The organism is Streptomyces sp. YPW6 (genome assembly GCF_018866325.1).
Classification (GTDB): Bacteria; Actinomycetota; Actinomycetes; order Streptomycetales; family Streptomycetaceae; genus Streptomyces.
Genome location: NZ_CP076457.1, coordinates 2871426 through 2889824, shown reverse-complemented (window position 1 = coordinate 2889824; position 18399 = coordinate 2871426). Strand labels below are relative to the sequence as shown.

The following is an 18399-nucleotide window of genomic DNA, read 5'->3' as shown; positions in this document are numbered from 1 at the left end:
GTTCGCTATCGGCCCAGCAGGGCGTGGTGGACCCGGAGGAGGGCCCGGGTGCCCACGGCCAGCAGAGGGGGCACCTCGGGCAGCGGGACCCGGCGGGCGAGGGCCAGGACGTCCACGACGATCGCGTAGTCGTCGACGACGGACTGCGGCAGGCCGGGGGTGCTCATGGCCGGGGCGTAGGCGGAAGCGGCTTCACCGTATTCGATGACGGCCAGGCTGACGTCGGTGTCGAGTGCGCTCGGTGCCGGGGATACGGGGCGGCGGTGGTCGGCTGTCACGTGGGACCTCCTGGGGCCGGGCCGGTCGCGGGGACCGGTCGGTCTGGTCGGCTGACCGCATTGTCCGGCAGAGTGGGGCAGCGCGGTCAGGGGGCGAATGTGCTGTGTTCGCGCCGCCCGGTTGCCGGGATCCGGCAACCGCACGGCCCGCCGGCGGCCAGGCGTTCCGGCCCGTCGCCGGTGGTCCGGGGGCCGTGAGCGCGGGGGTGGACAGCATTTGTTTTGACCCAGGTCCGTGAGGTAGGTACGCTCAAGCCTTGTGCCTGGGGTGTGCCTGGGCTCGCGCGCGTGTCCTCAGCCGCACCGCGAGTCCGTCAGTGGCCGCCGCAATCTGCGCTCCTTCTGCCCCAGGGCGGGAGTCCGCAGTATTCGACACACCCGACCGCGTGGGTCGGGGATGTTCCAGGTTAGTTTCACGAACGGCACACAGAAACCGGAGAAGTAGTGCCTACGATCCAGCAGCTGGTCCGGAAGGGCCGGCAGGACAAGGTCGAAAAGAACAAGACGCCCGCGCTCGAGGGTTCGCCCCAGCGTCGCGGTGTCTGCACGCGTGTGTTCACGACCACCCCGAAGAAGCCGAACTCGGCCCTCCGTAAGGTCGCGCGTGTGCGTCTGACCTCCGGCATCGAGGTCACGGCCTACATCCCGGGTGAGGGACACAACCTGCAGGAGCACTCCATCGTGCTCGTGCGTGGTGGCCGTGTGAAGGACCTGCCGGGTGTTCGTTACAAGATCATCCGCGGTTCGCTCGACACCCAGGGTGTCAAGAACCGCAAGCAGGCCCGCAGCCGCTACGGCGCCAAGAAGGAGAAGTAAGAATGCCTCGTAAGGGCCCCGCCCCGAAGCGCCCGGTCATCATCGACCCGGTCTACAGCTCTCCTCTTGTCACCTCGCTGATCAACAAGATCCTCCTCGACGGCAAGCGTTCCACCGCCGAGCGGATCGTGTACGGCGCCATGGAAGGCCTCCGCGAGAAGACCGGCAACGACCCGGTCATCACGCTGAAGCGCGCGCTTGAGAACGTCAAGCCCTCGCTCGAGGTCAAGTCCCGCCGTGTCGGTGGCGCCACCTACCAGGTGCCGATCGAGGTCAAGCCCGGTCGCGCCTCCACCCTCGCTCTGCGCTGGCTCGTCGGTTACTCCCGCGCCCGCCGCGAGAAGACCATGACCGAGCGCCTCATGAACGAACTGCTCGACGCCTCCAACGGCCTCGGCGCTTCGGTCAAGAAGCGTGAGGACACCCACAAGATGGCCGAGTCCAACAAGGCCTTCGCGCACTACCGCTGGTAGTCGCTCCCCCCATCGAGACCGAGAGAAGACTGAGCCTTATGGCCACCACTTCGCTTGACCTGGCCAAGGTCCGCAACATTGGGATCATGGCCCACATCGACGCGGGCAAGACGACCACCACTGAGCGGATCCTCTTCTACACCGGTGTGAGCTACAAGATCGGTGAAGTCCACGACGGCGCTGCCACGATGGACTGGATGGAGCAGGAGCAGGAGCGCGGCATCACGATCACGTCCGCCGCGACGACCTGCCACTGGCCGCTCAACAATGTTGACCACACCATCAACATCATCGACACCCCGGGTCACGTCGACTTCACCGTCGAGGTGGAGCGTTCGCTCCGCGTCCTCGACGGCGCCGTCACCGTGTTCGACGGTGTCGCGGGCGTCGAGCCGCAGTCCGAGACCGTCTGGCGTCAGGCGGACCGCTACGGCGTGCCGCGTATCTGCTTCGTCAACAAGCTCGACCGCACCGGTGCGGACTTCTTCCGCTGCGTCGACATGATCGTGGACCGCCTCGGCGCGACCCCGATCGTCATGCAGCTCCCCATCGGCGCCGAATCGGACTTCACGGGCGTTGTCGACCTCGTGTCGATGAAGGCCTTCGTGTACCCCGAAGAGGCCGCCAAGGGCGAGATGTACAACGTCGTCGACATCCCGGACGACCTCAAGGAGGCCGCCGAGGAATGGCGCGGCAAGCTCCTCGAGGCCGTGGCCGAGAACGACGAGGAGATGATGGAGCTGTACCTGGAGGGCAACGAGCCCAGCCAGGAGCAGCTGCACACGGCGATCCGCCGCATCACCCTGGCGTCGAAGGGTGGCGCCGACTCCGTCACCGTCACCCCCGTGTTCTGCGGCACCGCGTTCAAGAACAAGGGCGTCCAGCCCCTGCTCGACGCGGTCGTGCGCTACCTTCCCTCCCCCCTGGACGTCGAGGCCATCGAGGGCCACGACGTCAAGGACCCGGAGACGGTCATCAAGCGCAAGCCGTCGGACGACGAGCCGTTCTCCGGCCTGGCGTTCAAGATCGCGAGCGACCCGCACCTCGGCAAGCTCACCTTCGTCCGGATCTACTCCGGTCGCCTGGAGGCCGGCACCGCGGTGCTGAACTCCGTCAAGGGCAAGAAGGAGCGCATCGGCAAGATCTACCGTATGCACGCGAACAAGCGTGAGGAGATCCAGTCGGTGGGCGCGGGCGACATCATCGCCGTCATGGGCCTGAAGCAGACCACCACCGGTGAGACGCTGTGTGACGACAAGAACCCGGTCATCCTGGAGTCCATGGACTTCCCGGCGCCGGTCATCCAGGTCGCCATCGAGCCCAAGTCCAAGGGTGACCAGGAGAAGCTGGGTGTCGCCATCCAGCGTCTCTCGGAGGAGGACCCCTCCTTCCAGGTGCACTCCGACGAGGAGACCGGCCAGACCATCATCGGTGGTATGGGCGAGCTTCACCTCGAGGTGCTCGTCGACCGCATGAAGCGCGAGTTCCGCGTCGAGGCGAACGTCGGCAAGCCCCAGGTCGCGTACCGCGAGACGATCCGCAAGGCCGTCGAGCGCATCGACTTCACGCACAAGAAGCAGACTGGTGGTACCGGCCAGTTCGCGAAGGTGCAGATCGCCATCGAGCCCATCGAGGGCGGCGACGCGTCGTACGAGTTCGTCAACAAGGTCACCGGTGGCCGCATCCCCCGTGAGTACATCCCCTCGGTGGACGCGGGCGCCCAGGAAGCCATGCAGTTCGGCATCCTGGCCGGTTACGAGATGGTCGGCGTCCGCGTCACCCTCATCGACGGTGGTTACCACGAGGTCGACTCCTCGGAGCTCGCCTTCAAGATCGCCGGTTCGCAGGCGTTCAAGGAGGGTGCCCGCAAGGCCTCTCCCGTGCTCCTGGAGCCGATGATGGCCGTCGAGGTCACCACGCCCGAGGACTACATGGGCGATGTCATCGGCGACCTCAACTCCCGCCGTGGCCAGATCCAGGCCATGGAGGAGCGCAGCGGCGCTCGCGTCGTGAAGGGCCTCGTGCCCCTCTCGGAGATGTTCGGCTACGTCGGAGACCTCCGCAGCAAGACCTCGGGTCGCGCAAGCTACTCGATGCAGTTCGACTCCTACGCCGAGGTTCCGCGGAACGTCGCCGAGGAGATCATCGCGAAGGCCAAGGGCGAGTAACTCTCCCGAGCTCACGCTTTAGGCTTGTCACCGGAGCCCGGTGGGCACGCGGCACAGCGCATCAGCACTGTGCCGCGTCCCCCGGCCCCGGCACCCCAGCAAAGATCACCCTGGCGCCGATGAAGCAAGGCGTACAGAACCACTCAGGAGGACCCCAGTGGCGAAGGCAAAGTTCGAGCGGACTAAGCCCCACGTCAACATCGGCACCATCGGTCACATCGACCACGGTAAGACGACCCTCACGGCCGCCATTACCAAGGTGCTGCACGACGCGTACCCGGACCTGAACGAGGCCTCGGCCTTCGACCAGATCGACAAGGCTCCCGAAGAGCGCCAGCGCGGTATCACCATCTCCATCGCGCACGTCGAGTACCAGACGGAGCAGCGTCACTACGCTCACGTCGACTGCCCGGGTCACGCGGACTACATCAAGAACATGATCACGGGTGCCGCGCAGATGGACGGCGCCATCCTCGTGGTCGCCGCCACCGACGGCCCGATGCCGCAGACCAAGGAGCACGTGCTCCTGGCCCGCCAGGTCGGCGTCCCCTACATCGTCGTCGCCCTGAACAAGGCCGACATGGTGGACGACGAGGAGATCCTGGAGCTCGTCGAGCTCGAGGTCCGTGAGCTCCTCTCGGAGTACGAGTTCCCGGGCGACGACGTTCCGGTCGTCAAGGTCTCGGCGCTCAAGGCGCTCGAGGGCGACAAGGAGTGGGGCGAGTCCGTCCTCAACCTGATGAAGGCTGTCGACGAGGCCATCCCGCAGCCCGAGCGTGACGTCGAGAAGCCGTTCCTCATGCCGATCGAGGACGTCTTCACGATCACCGGTCGCGGTACGGTCGTCACCGGCCGCATCGAGCGTGGTGTCCTGAAGGTCAACGAGACCGTCGACATCGTCGGTATCAAGACCGAGAAGACCACCACCACGGTCACCGGCATCGAGATGTTCCGCAAGCTGCTCGACGAGGGCCAGGCCGGTGAGAACGTCGGTCTGCTCCTCCGTGGCATCAAGCGCGAGGACGTCGAGCGCGGCCAGGTCATCATCAAGCCCGGCTCGGTCACCCCGCACACCGAGTTCCAGGCCCAGGCCTACATCCTGTCGAAGGACGAGGGTGGCCGCCACACCCCGTTCTTCAACAACTACCGCCCGCAGTTCTACTTCCGTACCACGGACGTGACGGGCGTCGTGACCCTTCCCGAGGGCACCGAGATGGTCATGCCGGGTGACAACACCCTCATGGACGTCGCGCTGATCCAGCCGGTCGCCATGGAAGAGGGCCTGAAGTTCGCCATCCGTGAGGGTGGCCGGACCGTGGGTGCCGGCCAGGTCACCAAGATCATCAAGTAGTTTCTGCTTGGTCCTTGGACCTGGTGGCTCACTGAGCTGCAAGAAGGGCCCCGCACCTCGTCAGAGGTGCGGGGCCCTTCGCCGTGTCCGGGAGCTGTGTCCGGGAGCCGTGTCCGGAAGCCGCGGGCGTACGGGAGCCGGGGCCGCGGTGCCCGTACGCTACCGGCTCGGCACGACGGCCCCCGTCCGCGGCACGGTCGCCGTCACGGTGAAGGTCCCGTCCGCTGCCGCGGCGGTGAACTCTCCGCCCAGCGCCAGGACCCGCCCGCCGAGCCCCGCCAGCCCCGTACCGTGCCGCCCGGACGCCGGCGGGGCGGCCTCGGCGCCGTCGTTGCGGATCACCAGCCGTACGGCCGTCCCGTCCGTGCTCAGGGTGATCGAGCAGTGCGTGGCCCGACTGTGCTGGAGTACGTTGCCGACGGCCTCGCGCAGAACGAAGCGCAGGCAGGCCAGGACCGCGGGTGCGGCCTCGGTCCGTGGCGGCAGCACGGTCCGCACCTCCACTCCGGACGCGGTGAGGACCCGCTGGGCGTGCGCGAGCTCCTCGGAGAGCGCGAGGTCGCCGCCGTCCGGCCGGCTGATGGAGCGCACGTCGTAGTGGAGCCGCCGCGCCAGGGCGACGATCTCGGTCAGCGCGGCCCGCTCCCGCCCGGACCCGGTCGTCGTGGAGCCGCCGCGCAGCGCCGTCTCGCCCTGGACGGTGATGGCCGCCAGCGACGACCCGACCAGGTCGTGCAGATCCTGCTGCATCCGAGCCCGCTCCCGGTGCTCGGCCGAGTGCGCCGCGTGCTCCCGGCTGTTGTGCAGCCGGGCCGCGAGCAGGGCCAGGTGGGCCACGGCGAAGACGGTGGTCGCGGTGATCGCCGTACCGAGCAGGATGCCCAGCGCGCTCCGGTCGGTGTCGATGAGCTTCGTCGCGGCCAGCAGCGGCCCGCTGGCCCCGACCGCCAGGGCGAGTGGTACCGAGGTGCCCGGCGGCAGAGTCAGCAGGACAGCCCCGGCCAGGAACCCCAGCAGGCTCAGCCACCGGTAGTGGAAGAGCAGCAGCGGCAGGTAGGTGAGCACCGCCTGGACGAGCAGCAGCCCCCACCGCCAGCGGTAGGGCAGCCGGTACGGCGGGGGCGCGTACTGGCCCAGCATGAGCGCGGGCATCAACACCAGCACGGTCAGGCCGGCGACCACCGTCCGCTTGCCGAGCGGTGAGGCCGCCACGTCCAGGGCGACCAGCGCGAGTGAGCAGACCACCAGGATGATCAGGGCCCCGAAGGCGACCCCGGAGCCCTGGGGCGCCCCTGCTCCCAGGCGTACGGGACGACGCATCGCTAGATCTTCCCTTCCGGTCCGCGCGTCCGACGTCGTGAAAGCTTCACTTCTTCACCACTGGTCCCCCTGCTTTGATCGCCTCTGTTTCATGCTCACTACAACAGAGAGTTGTCCGACGTGTCGGAGCACATGCCTCCCGCCCCCGGGTGGGAGGGCTCATCGTTGATCCTCCAGCGGCGAAGACGGCTGCTGCCGCGGATCGCCCTCGGCGCGGCCATGGTGCTCGCGGTGGAGATGGCGCTGCTGACGGAGAGCGGTCAGGCCGTGGCCCTCACTCAGCGGATACCGAAGGCCCCGGTCGAGAAGAACCCGGTACCCGAAGGACCCCGCGAAGCCGCGGACGTCCTTTCGGCGAAGGTGGCCGCCAAACTGTACGGCAAGCGGGTCGAGGCGCTGTCCGAGCGTACCGAAACCTCCACGACCTGGGTGAACAAGGACGGCTCGCTCACCACCGAGCTGACGGCCGGGCCGGTCCGCTTCGAGGAGAACGGCGCCTGGACGGACGTCGACGTCGCACTGCGTGAGACGGCCGACGGCGGCGTCGAGGCCAAGGCCCACCCGAACGGTCTGAGCCTGGCGGGCAAGGGCGGTACGCTGCCGCGCTCGGTGCGCGAGGCGGACCGCGCCCCCGCGCGCGACCTGGTCACCCTCGGCGAGGGCGACCAGCGGATCACGCTCCAGTGGAAGGGCGGACTGCCCGCTCCCGAACTGGACGGGACGCGTGCCACCTACCCGGAGGCGCTGCCGGGCGCGGACGTCGTCGTCGAGTCGACCCGTACGGGCTTCGAGCAGTACGTCGAGATCAGGAAGCGTCCGGCCGAGGGGTACTCGTACACCCTGCCGCTCAAGGCCAAGGGCCTGACGGCGAAGGAGCAGCCCGACGGCAGCGTGCTCTTCACGGACCGGAAGAACGGCAAGCGGGCCGTGATGCCCGCGCCGGTGATGTGGGACGCCACCGTCGACAAGGTCTCCGGCGAGCACACCCGCCGGGTCCCGGTGGCGATGAAGGTGGTGAAGCGGAAGGGGGCCGTGGACCTGGTCGTCACCCCGGACGCGGAGTTCCTCGCCGATCCGGAGACGACGTACCCGGTGACGGTCGACCCGTCGACCTCGTCCCTGTCCAACGTCTTCGACACGTACGTCCAGCAGGGCGAGACCCGCGACTGGTCCACCGACGTCGAGCTGGACTTCGGCAACCCCGGTACGACGAACGCGAACGGCACCCCCCGTACCGCGCAGTCCTTCATCACCTGGAACACCGCGCCCATCGCGGACGCCCTGGTCTCCAGCGCGAAACTGAGCCTGTGGAACTTCCACTCGGCCAACACCACCTGCGCCGCCCAGCCGTGGCAGGTCTGGTCCTCGCCCGCCGCGACGACGGCCAGCCGCTGGACCAACCGGCCGACGATGACCGCGCTGAAGGCGGAGTCCACCGAGACGCGGGGCAATCCCACCTGCACGACCCAGCCGGACGGCTGGATCAACGCGGACGTGACCACGCTGGCCCAGGAGTGGGCCGGAGCCAAGGCCACCCGCGGGCACCTGGGCATCCGGGCCAAGAGCGAGACCACGGTCGCCCAGTGGAAGCGGGTGAACTCCGCCAACGCCGCGAAGAACCCGCCGAAGCTGTCGGTGACGTACAACTTCCGGCCGCGGACGGGCACCCAGCAGGAGGCGGGTCCCCCGTTCTTCTCCTACTCCGGCGCCTACGTGGTCAACACCCTGACGCCGACGCTGCGCGACACCTTCGTCGACGCCGACGGCGACCAGGTCAACGGCACCTTCCAGATCTTCGACAGCGCCACGAACACGCAGGTCGGCTCACCGATCGTGTCGAAGTTCGTCGCGTCCGGACAGGCCGCGTCGGTGACCGTCCCGGCGGGGCTGCTGGCCGAGGGCAAGACGTACAAGTTCCGTACGAGCCCCTACGACGGCTCGCACTACAACACCGGATGGTCGGCGTGGAAGACCTTCACGGTCGACACCAAGGCCCCTTCCGCGCCCTCGGGTATCGCCTCCACGGACTACCCGACCGGGCAGTGGGTGAAGGGCGCCGGGCAGCCGGGCACCTTCACGGTCACCCCGCCGGGCGGGTCCGACCACACCTGGCTGGAGTGGTCCCTCGACGGCGTGACCTGGACCAAGGTCGCCACCGGTGGGGCCGCCGCGAACAAGGCGATCACTGTCACTCCGCCCAAGGACGGCAGCCATACCCTCCAGGTGCGCTCCGTCGACAAGGCGGACAACCGGTCCGAGGCGCTGGAGTACGTCTTCCACGCCGGCTCGGGCGGTTTCGTCCAGCCTTCGGAGGGTGAGCGGACCGCACGCCGGCTGCCGCTGGTCGCCGAGGCCGAGGCCGGCAAGTACACCGCCGTCGCCTTCTCCTGGCGCCGCTCCGAGGCCGACCCCTGGGTACGGATCCCGGTCGGCGACGTCACCTCCGGCGGTAGCACGCTGACGGCCTGGCCGGTCCCGCTGACGAACGGACGGAACGCCCCGCTGGTGTGGAACGCCACCAGCACCGTCGACCCCGACGGCACCGTTCAGCTCAAGGCCGACTTCACCGGTCCCGACTCCGCCTCCAGCAGCACCGCCCCGCTCACCGCGGTGGTGGACCGCAACGCGGACGGCGCGGCCACCAGCGAGGTGGGCCCGGGTTCGGTCAACCTGCTGACCGGCAACTACACGCTCTCCGAGACCGACGTGTCGCTCTTCGGCCTGTCGGTGTCGCGTACGGCCGCCTCGCGCACCCCGAACCGGGGGGCCGACCAGGAGGGCCAGGCCGCGATCTTCGGCAAGGAGTGGGTCTCGGGCACCGCAGCCGAGGCCGCCGAGTCCGACTACAGCCACGTTCGGCGCATCTCCGACACCGCGGTGGACGTGGTGCTGGAGGAGGGCGACGCGATCCACTTCACCGCGAACGCGGCGAAGACCGGGTGGATCCCGGAGCCCGGTTCCGAGGACCTGACCCTCAAGGGCAGTGTGAGCGGCACGTTCACGCTCTCCGACACCGAGGGAACGGTCACCACCTTCGCCAAGGCGGATGCCGCGGCGACCACCTGGCAGCTCTCCAGCGTCCTGGACGACGGTCTGACGAACTCCACGACCAAGGTGGTCTCCGAGACCGTCACGGTCGACGGCAGGAAGCTCGCTCGCCCGAAGCGGATCATCGCCCCGACCACGGCCGCCACCACGGCCGCGTGCGAGACGACGCCCGCCACCAAGGGCTGCAAGGTCCTGGAGTTCCTCTACGCGACCACCACCACGGCCACCGGCACCGAGACCAACGCCCAGTTCGGCGACTTCACCGGCCAGGTCCGCGAGATCCGCGTCTGGACGACCAGCCCCGGTGCCTCCGCCGCCACGGCCACCGCGGTCGCCACCTACCGGTACGACTCGGGCGGCAGCCTGCGCCAGCAGTGGGATCCGCGCCTCAGCCAGGCCTCCCAGACCCAGTACGCCTACCACGGCGGCCGGGTCACCTGGATGCAGCAGCAGAGCCGGCTGCCCCACACCTTCACCTACGGCAACGCGGGCGCGGGCACGGCGCCCGGCGACGGCATGCTGCTGAAGTCCTCCCGCCCGGCACTGAAGCAGGGCACCGTCTCCACGGTCGAGGGCAACGCGGTCAGCAGCATCGTGTACGGCGTCCCGCTCACCGGCGCCAAGGCGCCGTACGCCATGGGCACGGCCGACGTCCGCACCTGGGGCCAGAACGACGCGCCCAGCGACGCCACCGCGGTGTTCCCCGCCGACGCGGTCCCCGCCTCCCACGCGGGCACGGACCTCGCCTCCGGGGACTACCGCCGGGCCGCGCTCACCTACCTCAACGCCTCCGGGCGGACGGTGAACAGCGCCCAGCCGGGCGGGCACATCACCACCACCGAGTACGACCGGTTCGGCAACACGGTCCGTGAGCTGACCGCGGGCAACCGTGAGCTGGCGCTCGGCGCGGGGGAGGAGCACGAGGCCGTGCTCACCGATCTGGGGCTCAGCTCGATGCCGTCGGCGGAGCGGGCACAGCTGCTCTCGACCGTCTCCCTTCACGACGAGGCGGGAGTGCGCAAGACCGAGCAGTTCGGCCCGGTCCACCGGGTGGACCTCACCGAGGACCTCAAGGACGGTTCCACGGTCCTGGTGCGTGCGGGCACCTCGGTGCCGGCCCGGTCCTGGACGGTCAACGAGTACGACGAGGGCCGCCCCACCGACGGTACGGCGAAAGCCAAGAACCAGCTGACCCTGGCCGTCACCGGCGTCCGGGTCCGCGACCACTACGGCGTCATGGCGGAGAAGCGCCTCACCGAGACCCAGTACGACTGGGGCAAGGGCGTGCCCACCCTGACCATCCAGGACCCGGGCGGTCTCGGCATCACCACGAGCACCGGGTACGACGCCCAGGGCCGGGTCACCTCCCAGGTACTGCCCGGCGGCACCGGCAACGACGCGGCAAGCCGCATCACCGAGTACTGGTCGGCCACGGGCACCGGTTGGTGCAAGGGCCGGCCCGAGTGGGCGGACCAGCCGTGCTGGACCGGCCCGGCCGGTGACATCACCGGTGGCGGCTCACACCCTGCCAAGCTGCCCAACACGACGACGGAGTACGACCGCTGGGGCAACCCGGCCGTCGTGACGGACGAGGTCGGCGGGGTCACCCGGACGACCACGACGGCGTACGACGCCGCCGGGCGCAAGATCTACGAGGCGGTGACGGGCGGCCTCGGCCAGGCGGTTCCGGCGACCACCACCGAGTACGACCCGGCCACCGGGGCGACCGTCAAGGTCTCCTCGCCCACCGGCGGAACGATCACCACCGCCTACGACCTGCTGGGCCGGCAGATCTCCTACACCGACGCCGACGGAGGCGTCACGAAGACCGAGTACGACCTGCTCGACCGGAAGGTCGAGGAGAGCGACTCCGTGCCCTCCTCGGTGACGTACACCTACGACCACGCGGCCGAGCCGCGCGGTCTTGCCACCGCGAGGACCGACTCCGTCGCGGGCGCCTTCCGCCCCTCCTACGACGCCGACGGCTCGGTCGAGACGGAGAAGCTGCCCGGCGGATACACCCTGCGGATCAACGAGGACACCACCGGGACGGCGGTCAACCGCACGTACACGCGGGACAGCGACGCCACCACCGTCTTCACCGACTCGATCACACGCAACGCCCACGGGCAGGTCGCCACTCACGGCGGCTGGTCGAGCCAGGGCTACCGCTACGACCCGTCGGGGCGGCTGACACAGGTCGAGGACACCGTGAGCGGGGAGTGCGCCCGGCGTACGTACGCGTTCGATCAGCGTTCCAACCGCACGTCGCTGACCACCGCGACCGCGGCTCCGGGCGCCGACTGTCCCACGGGCGGCGGCACCACGGTGAGCCACACCTACGACAGCGCCGACCGACTGCTCGACGCCGGCTACGGCTACGACGCGTTCGGCCGGACGACGGCGCTGCCCGGAGCCACGGTCGGCTACCACGCCAATGACCTGGTCCACCGCCAGACGGCCGACGGCCGGCGGCAGACCTGGGAGCTGGACGCGAGCCTGCGCTTCCGTTCCTGGAAGGTCGAGACCGGCGCGGGGTCCACCTGGACGACGGAGGAGTCCAAGGTCAACCACTACGACAGTCAGGGCGACCAACCCCGCTGGATCGTGGAGGACACCGCCACCGGCGAAGTGACCCGCAACGTCGCGTCGGCCGCCGGGGACCTGGGGGCGACCACGGAGAAGTCCGGCTCCGGCTCCACCGTGCTCCAGCTGTCCACCCTGCACGGTGACATCGCCCTCACGCTCCCACTGGACGCGGCCCAGGCGCCCACAGCCCTGGACGCCGACGAGTACGGCAACGCCCGCGTGGACCAGGAGCCGGTCCGCTACGCCTGGCTCGGCGCGAAGCAGCGCTCGGCCGAGACTCTGACCGGCCTCACCCTCATGGGCGTCCGCCTCTACAACCCGGCCACAGGCCGCTTCCTCTCCGCGGATCCGGTCTACGGCGGCAGCGCCAACGCCTACGAGTACGGTTACGCCGACCCGGTCAACAAGTTCGACCTGGACGGGAAGTGGGTGCCGCTCGTCGTCTTCGGCGTGCGGGCCGCCGTGGCGTGCTTCCGCTACTGCAAGAAGGCGTACAAGGCCGCCAAGTACGCCTACCGTGGATACAAGTGGGGCAAGTCCATGCGCCGGGCCCGGCACCGCGCGCCCAGGGTCAACGGCCGGTCCGCGCGCCAGTGTGCCGCCTACGGCGGCGGACTGTGGGCGGTCGGGGCCACGGCCGGCTACGCGCTCTGGAAGCGCCGGAACATCAATGGCGACTTCGTCGGCGGCGCGACCCTGATCGGCGCCGGCAGATACCTCGGTCGCTACGCGCGGCGGGGGTGGTGCTGATGCCGCCGCGCCGAGGGCGGCCGAAGGACCGGTTCGCGCGATGAGCGAGTGACGAGGGTGAGGGGCCCGGACCTCCGGGCCCCTCACCCAGCAGGTCCTGTCCGTGTTCCCATGAGTGAGGAGTCGAGCAATGGGCGAAGGCCCGGGGAAAGAGTGGAACGTCCGCAACAGGATCGTCCTGAGCGGCGGCTACGTGTGGGCCGGTTTCCTGCTGAGTACGGCCGCCGCCATCGCGGACGGCGTGGGCCCGGTGCGGGCGGCGGACGACCTCCTCACCGAGAGGGGCTTCGGCTGGGCGGTGGCTTTCCTGCTCGTGCTGACCTGGACGCTGCCCGCCATGGGACCCCGGCTCGTCGCACCGGATGACGTGCTGCGGCCGGAGTCCTGGGCGGCGCGGGGACGGGCGTATCTGACCATGGCGCTGGTGAGTCTCCTGGTGGTCGGTACGCTGGCCGTGCTCTGGAGGGAGAGGCCGCTCGGCGAGGTGGGACGGTCGCTGGTGACGGATCCGGCACTGGGCCTCCTCCTGCTGGTCGCCGCCGGCTACGCGTTCTTCTCGCCCGTCGTCTGGCCGACGGGCGCGGCCCTGCGCGGGCTGTTCCTCGGAGGGAGCGGCGGCCGCCGCCGCTGAGCGTGCCGCCGCCGGGAGGGGCGGGCGTGAAGATCTCACTCCCGCGGCCCGCCCTTCCGTGGTCGGATCGACATCGACCCGCGCCATCCGCCCCACGAGGCACCCGTGGCGCGCCATGGAGTGGGGAGCGCCGGACGTGACAGGGCTGACGAGACGCGAGAGAACCGAGATCGCCGCGATCCGGGCGGTGGCGGCCCTGGTGTCCGGCCTGGCACTCCTGTGCGCGGTGCTCAAGGGCCCGCAGCTGCTCCTCCTCTTCCTGCCCGCCCTCCTCGGCTCCCTGGTCGCCGTGTGGTGTGTACAGCAGGGGGTTCTGGCCGCGGTGAGGGGGCGGCGGGCCGTCGGAGATAATCATCCCCGTGATCAGGGTGCTGGTGGTCGACGACCATGATGTGGTGCGGTCCGGCCTGGCCGCGCTCCTGTCGGCCGAACTCGGCATCGAGGTGGCGGGACAGGCGGCGGACGGCCGCGCCGCGCTCGCGGAGGCGGAGCGGCTGCGCCCGGACGTGGCCCTCCTCGACATCGATCTGCCGGACCTGGACGGGATCACGGTCGCCGCGACGCTCGCCGAGCGGGTGCCCGGCTGCCGCGCGCTGATGCTCACCGCCCTCGACCGCCCCGGCCATCTGCGTCGGGCGCTGGCTGCCGGGGCCGCCGGATACCTGCTCAAGAGTGCCACCCCGGCGCAGACCGCCGACGCGGTGCGCCGGATCGCCGCGGGCGGCCGAGTCGTCGACCCCGCCATGCGGGGCGGTGAGCGGTCCGCCCCCAGCCCGCTCACCGACAAGGAGGCCGAGGCCCTGCGGCTGGCCGCCGCGGGCGCGCACTCCCGGGAGATCGCCGCCGAGTTGTTCCTCAGCGTCGGCACCGTGCGCAACCGGCTCTCCTCTGCGGTCGGCAAGCTCCACGCCCGCACGCTCGTCGACGCCGTGCGGATCGCCACGCACCACGGCTGGCTGTAGGACGCCCGCGGCCGGCCCCCTGCATGGCTGTAGGGCCCCGGTACCTCGGGCGGTGAGGTACGGGGGCCCTACGGTTCAGGGGGACGGCGGGCCGGTCAGGTGCCCGCCGTCCCGGTCGGCGGTGTCGGTCAGACGCCCGCGATCGACTGGATCCAGGAGCGGTAGGCGGTGACGTTGGTGTACGCCGTCGTGGTCTGCCGGTCGCTGGTGGAGGCGACGCCGACCTGGATGCCGTTCAGCGTCATCGGGCCGCCCGAGTCGCCGCCGGCCGTGATGCCGTTGCCCCGGCGGGCGCAGATCGCCGAGCCGCCGTACGCGTCACCGCAGCCGTGGGTCACCGTCACGTCGGCCACCTTGAGGTAGCGGGACTGGCAGTTGGCCTCGGAACCGCACCGGGAGGTGGCGCCCCAGCCCCAGACCTGCACGTTCTGCCCGACGCGGACCGTGCCGGGCTGGCCCAGCCGGGAGTAGGTCGTCTGGACGGAGCGGTCCAGCCGCACCAGGGCCAGGTCCGAGCTGTGGGTGTACGTCTGGACGCCGCTCGCGACGACACCGCCGCTGTGCTGGTCCAGGCTGCCGATGCGGAACGACAGGCCGCCGCCGCTGACGCAGTGCTTGGCGGTGAGGATCCAGGTCGGCGCGATGATCGTCGCCGAACAGGTCTCTCTGCCGTTCGAGAAGAGCCGGGCGGCCCAGGGGGCGTTGGACGCGTAGCCGCCGCCGATGATCTGGGTGGTGGGCGGCGGCGTGTCCTGGAGCGGCGGCGCGGGTGCGGCCGTCGCGGACGGTGCGAAGAGCGAGAGGACGCAGGCCGCTGCTGCGGCGACAGCGGGCATGAGCCGGGATATGCGCATGATGCCTCGTTTCGCGCGACACGCTGGGTGGGCGTGTCTGTGGGGGATGGTGGGCAACAGGGTGCCGGAGCGCGACGAGGGCGGGGTACTAACGCTTGGCCATAACGCGGCGGTATGGGACGGGAGTTGGCGGGGCTGCGGCCGCCGCTACGGACGCCACAGCCAGGGCGTCGCGTCCGGGCCGAACGCCACCACGACGGGCCGCCCGTCCGCCGCGCCGACGTGGAGGGCGGCCCCGTCCAGCGCGACGGGGCCCCGGGACCGTACGGCCGTGGCCCCGGCGGACCGCAGCTGGACCCGGCCCTCCGCGCTACGGCCGAGCAGGACCGGGCCGCCGGGAGAGGCGGCGGCGGTCACCGGACCGTACCCCCCGAAGCGGGGCGCCGGAGCGGCTCCGGCGCGCACGGCGACGAGCCGCTCGCGCGCCGCGGGGCGGTAGTACAGCTCCACGGACCCGTCGGGCGCCGGGAGTGCGCCGGGCGCGTGCGCGGGAACGGGGAAGCCGGTGAGCTGGGTACGGGCGGTGACATCGGTGCCCGGGGCGTCCTGGGTCCAGTGGTGCACGGCATGGTGCCCGGCCGCGTACACATGGACCCGGCCCGCCGCGTCGGCCACCGCGGTCAGCCCGTCCTGGATCTCGCCGCCGCCCATGTCCCGCCAGCCGCTCCAGCGGCCGTCGGCCGCGTCGCGCACCCGGGTGCTCAGCCCCTTCTCCGCGTTCCGTACGAAGAGGTGGACGCGGCCGTCCGGCGCGGTGACGGCGACCGGTGTTCCGATGCGGCGGCCGTGACCGGTGGCCGCGTCGGGGTTGCCGAGGCCCCGCCAGGCGAGGAAGGGGCCGCCCGGTGAACGCTGCTCCAGGAGCACGATCTCCCGTTCGTTGCCCGCGCCGTGCCCCCCGAGCGCCGCGAACCGCAGCCCGAACAGCAACTGCCGCCCGTCCGCCGTCGTCGCCGCGCCCAGCACCGGGGCGAGCGGCCCGCCGCCGAGGTCGTCCGGCGCGTCCCAGGCGCCGCCGCCGGGCGCGCTCTCGCGCCACCGGACCGCGCGCAGTCCGAGCACCCCGTACGCGGTGAGCCGGCCGTCCGCCCCGGAGACGACCCGGACCCGGGGACCGGGGTAGCGGTGGTGGGTGGAGCGCACCCAGCCCTTCCGGTTGGTGAGCGGCCGGTCGCCGCCCACGTTGTAGTCCCCGCAGCCGGAGGGGTTGCCGCACGCCCAGTCCGGGGAGCCGCCGTACGGGACGAGGTGGGCGGCCTTGCGCTCCAGCACGAGGGGCGGCAGGTTCTTGGGCCAGTGCCGGTTGTAGTACCCCCGGAACGCGGTGACCACGAAGCGGGGCACCGGCTCCCCGCGCCCCGTCGCCCGCGCCACCCAGCGGATCAGGGCGGCCCAGGCGAAGGACCCGGCCGCGGTGTGGTCGGCGTGGTCGGAGTAGCCGCGCTGCTCGCTGTCCCGGCGGCGTTCGTCCTCGCTGCTGGCCTGGAGGTCCGGGTCCGGGTCGAGGGTGTGCACGACGGTCGGCCGGTACCGCTCCAGCAGCCCGACGAGGACGTCCACCAGCGACTCGTACGTGTACGAACCGGCGCGCTCCAGCGGTGAGCCGTCGGCGACGACGGTGGGCAGCACGCGCCGGCGGTCCCGCCAGAGACTGGGCAGGCCGGGGCGGCCGCGTCCGGTGTGCATCGCGGTGTTGAGGAAGATCAGCTCGACCCGGCGGACCCCGTCGGCCAGGACGTCGACCTCGGCCCGGTGGCCGCCGTGCAGGGACGCCACCGACTTCTGCCAGGGCGTGAACCGGTCGAGCCCGAGCAGTTCGGCGTACGCCTGGCGCAGGCCCTGGTGGCGGGAGGAGGAGTACGCGCCGCGGTCGGGGGCCGGGCGGGGTGCGCCGGGGATCCTGTTGACGCCGTCCGCCTCGCCCGCGGTGAGGTACACGCAGACCAGCGGGGTCCCGGCGTCCAGGGCCTGGCGGGTGTCCGGGTTCATGAAGTACAGGTCGTCGTCCGGGTGGGCCAGCAGCTGCAGGACCAGGGCCCGCCGGGTGCTCGCCAGGGCCAGACCGGGCGCCGGGTCCGCCACCGGCCCGCGCCGCCGGGGAGCGGGCACGGCGCATCCGGCGGTGGCGGACAGCGCTCCGACGGCGAGGAGGAGGGCCCGCCGGGGCATCCGTGTCCGGGACAGGACGGATCGATCCACCACACCGCGCACTGTGTCTGCTCCCGCTTCCCCCGCAGCGGGCGATCAGCCGCCCTGTCCTGCGTCACTCCTGGCTCTCGGCGCAGGTCAGCGGCGGTCGGGCCGCGCCTGCGGGGGAGGAGACGGAGGGCGGGGCGGGTGGGTTGCCCGGTCGGGGTGTGGGGTTGCGCACCGGGCGGACGGCGACGGCGTGCTCCCGCTCCGGGGTGAATCCGTACCGCCCGTGGAGCCGCCGGATGCGCGCCCGCGTTTGATCACGCGCCGGCTCGGGGTAGGATTCCCGACTCGATTGGCCAGGCCCGCGCCCCGTATGGCACACTGACCAGGTTGCTCGGTTGAGTGTCAATGCTGCGCGCCTCCCGCCGGGGGGACCGGAAGCGAGTCCCACAGTACTCGTCGGCCCAGTAGGGCCGGACGTACGGGAATCTTCCGGGAAGCAAGGCAGGGCGCCGGCCAGGCACCCGGTGGGTGTTCCGCCCCCGGTTCCGCGGTCCTCGGGCCCGCACCCCCTTGGTTGGGATCCCCTTCGGGAGATCGTGTAGAGGGAGTGCGACACGCCCGACCGCGTGGGTCGGAGGGGGAGTCCAGAGAACCCCCGGGTTCCAGAGCGTAAACAGAGAGACAGGACTACTAGTAGCCATGGCGGGACAGAAGATCCGCATCCGGCTCAAGGCCTACGACCACGAGGTCATCGACTCCTCGGCGAAGAAGATCGTCGAGACGGTGACCCGCACTGGTGCGTCGGTCGCGGGCCCGGTGCCGCTGCCCACTGAGAAGAACGTGTACTGCGTCATCAAGTCGCCGCACAAGTACAAGGACTCTCGCGAGCACTTCGAGATGCGCACCCACAAGCGCCTCATCGACATCCTCGACCCCACGCCGAAGACGGTTGACTCGCTGATGCGCCTCGACCTGCCGGCCGGCGTCGACATCGAGATCAAGCTCTGAGGGGACGGGCCG

Annotated in this window: 13 protein-coding genes; 9 read left to right on the top strand and 4 right to left on the bottom strand. The window is 70.8% G+C overall.

The annotated features are described in order from the left end of the window. Positions 1–5: 5 nt before the first annotated feature. The gene (locus KME66_RS12525; protein ID WP_216321905.1) at positions 6–278 is read right to left on the bottom strand and encodes a hypothetical protein; all 273 of its coding nucleotides are present in this window, start codon (positions 276–278) and stop codon (positions 6–8) included. Positions 279–722: 444 nt separating this feature from the next. Between KME66_RS12525 and rpsL the strand changes: the two genes are divergently transcribed. From rpsL to tuf, 4 genes are all read left to right on the top strand, one after another. Continuing rightward, positions 723–1094: a 30S ribosomal protein S12 gene (gene rpsL / locus KME66_RS12520; protein WP_003948652.1), complete on the top strand. Its 372-nt coding sequence runs from the start codon at positions 723–725 to the stop codon at positions 1092–1094. Positions 1095–1096: 2 nt separating this feature from the next. Beyond that, positions 1097–1567 carry a 30S ribosomal protein S7 gene (gene rpsG, locus KME66_RS12515; RefSeq protein WP_003966970.1) on the top strand — a complete coding sequence of 157 codons (471 nt, stop codon included), beginning with the start codon at positions 1097–1099 and terminating at the stop codon, positions 1565–1567. Between the two features lie 38 nt (positions 1568–1605). Beyond that, entirely contained in the window at positions 1606–3735 is a 2130-nt protein-coding gene (gene fusA / locus KME66_RS12510) for an elongation factor G (protein ID WP_073220173.1), read from the top strand. Between the two features lie 157 nt (positions 3736–3892). Continuing rightward, positions 3893–5086, top strand: coding sequence for an elongation factor Tu (gene tuf, locus KME66_RS12505; protein ID WP_073220176.1), 1194 nt, complete (start codon positions 3893–3895; stop codon positions 5084–5086). A gap of 159 nt (positions 5087–5245) precedes the next feature. Here the strand turns inward: tuf and KME66_RS12500 are convergent, their stop codons facing one another. Then, positions 5246–6406 carry a sensor histidine kinase gene (locus tag KME66_RS12500; protein ID WP_216321904.1) on the bottom strand — a complete coding sequence of 387 codons (1161 nt, stop codon included), beginning with the start codon at positions 6404–6406 and terminating at the stop codon, positions 5246–5248. A gap of 219 nt (positions 6407–6625) precedes the next feature. Here KME66_RS12500 and KME66_RS12495 point away from each other — a divergent pair, with 219 nt between their 5' ends. The 4 genes from KME66_RS12495 (at position 6626) to KME66_RS12480 (ending at position 14386) form a co-directional block, all read left to right on the top strand. Beyond that, positions 6626–12793, top strand: coding sequence for a DNRLRE domain-containing protein (locus KME66_RS12495; RefSeq protein ID WP_253208582.1), 6168 nt, complete (start codon positions 6626–6628; stop codon positions 12791–12793). 130 nt (positions 12794–12923) lie between these two features. Next, positions 12924–13424, top strand: a complete 501-nt coding sequence (locus tag KME66_RS12490) for a hypothetical protein (RefSeq protein WP_216321903.1) — start codon at positions 12924–12926, stop codon at positions 13422–13424. 136 nt (positions 13425–13560) lie between these two features. Further along, a complete protein-coding gene (locus KME66_RS12485) occupies positions 13561–13815 on the top strand; it encodes a hypothetical protein (RefSeq protein WP_216321902.1) in 255 nt (84 codons plus the stop codon). Beyond that, a complete protein-coding gene (locus tag KME66_RS12480) occupies positions 13784–14386 on the top strand; it encodes a response regulator transcription factor (protein WP_216321891.1) in 603 nt (200 codons plus the stop codon). Before KME66_RS12485 ends, KME66_RS12480 begins: the two co-directional genes overlap by 32 nt. A gap of 128 nt (positions 14387–14514) precedes the next feature. Here KME66_RS12480 and KME66_RS12475 read toward each other — a convergent pair whose 3' ends face one another. Continuing rightward, positions 14515–15240: a trypsin-like serine protease gene (locus KME66_RS12475; RefSeq protein ID WP_073220187.1), complete on the bottom strand. Its 726-nt coding sequence runs from the start codon at positions 15238–15240 to the stop codon at positions 14515–14517. Positions 15241–15387: 147 nt separating this feature from the next. Beyond that, the gene (locus KME66_RS12470; protein ID WP_216329283.1) at positions 15388–17409 is read right to left on the bottom strand and encodes a PIG-L family deacetylase; all 2022 of its coding nucleotides are present in this window, start codon (positions 17407–17409) and stop codon (positions 15388–15390) included. 669 nt (positions 17410–18078) lie between these two features. Between KME66_RS12470 and rpsJ the strand changes: the two genes are divergently transcribed. Beyond that, positions 18079–18387 (top strand): 30S ribosomal protein S10, encoded by a 309-nt coding sequence (gene rpsJ / locus KME66_RS12465; protein WP_003948644.1) that lies wholly within the window; start codon positions 18079–18081, stop codon positions 18385–18387. Positions 18388–18399 lie beyond the last annotated feature (12 nt).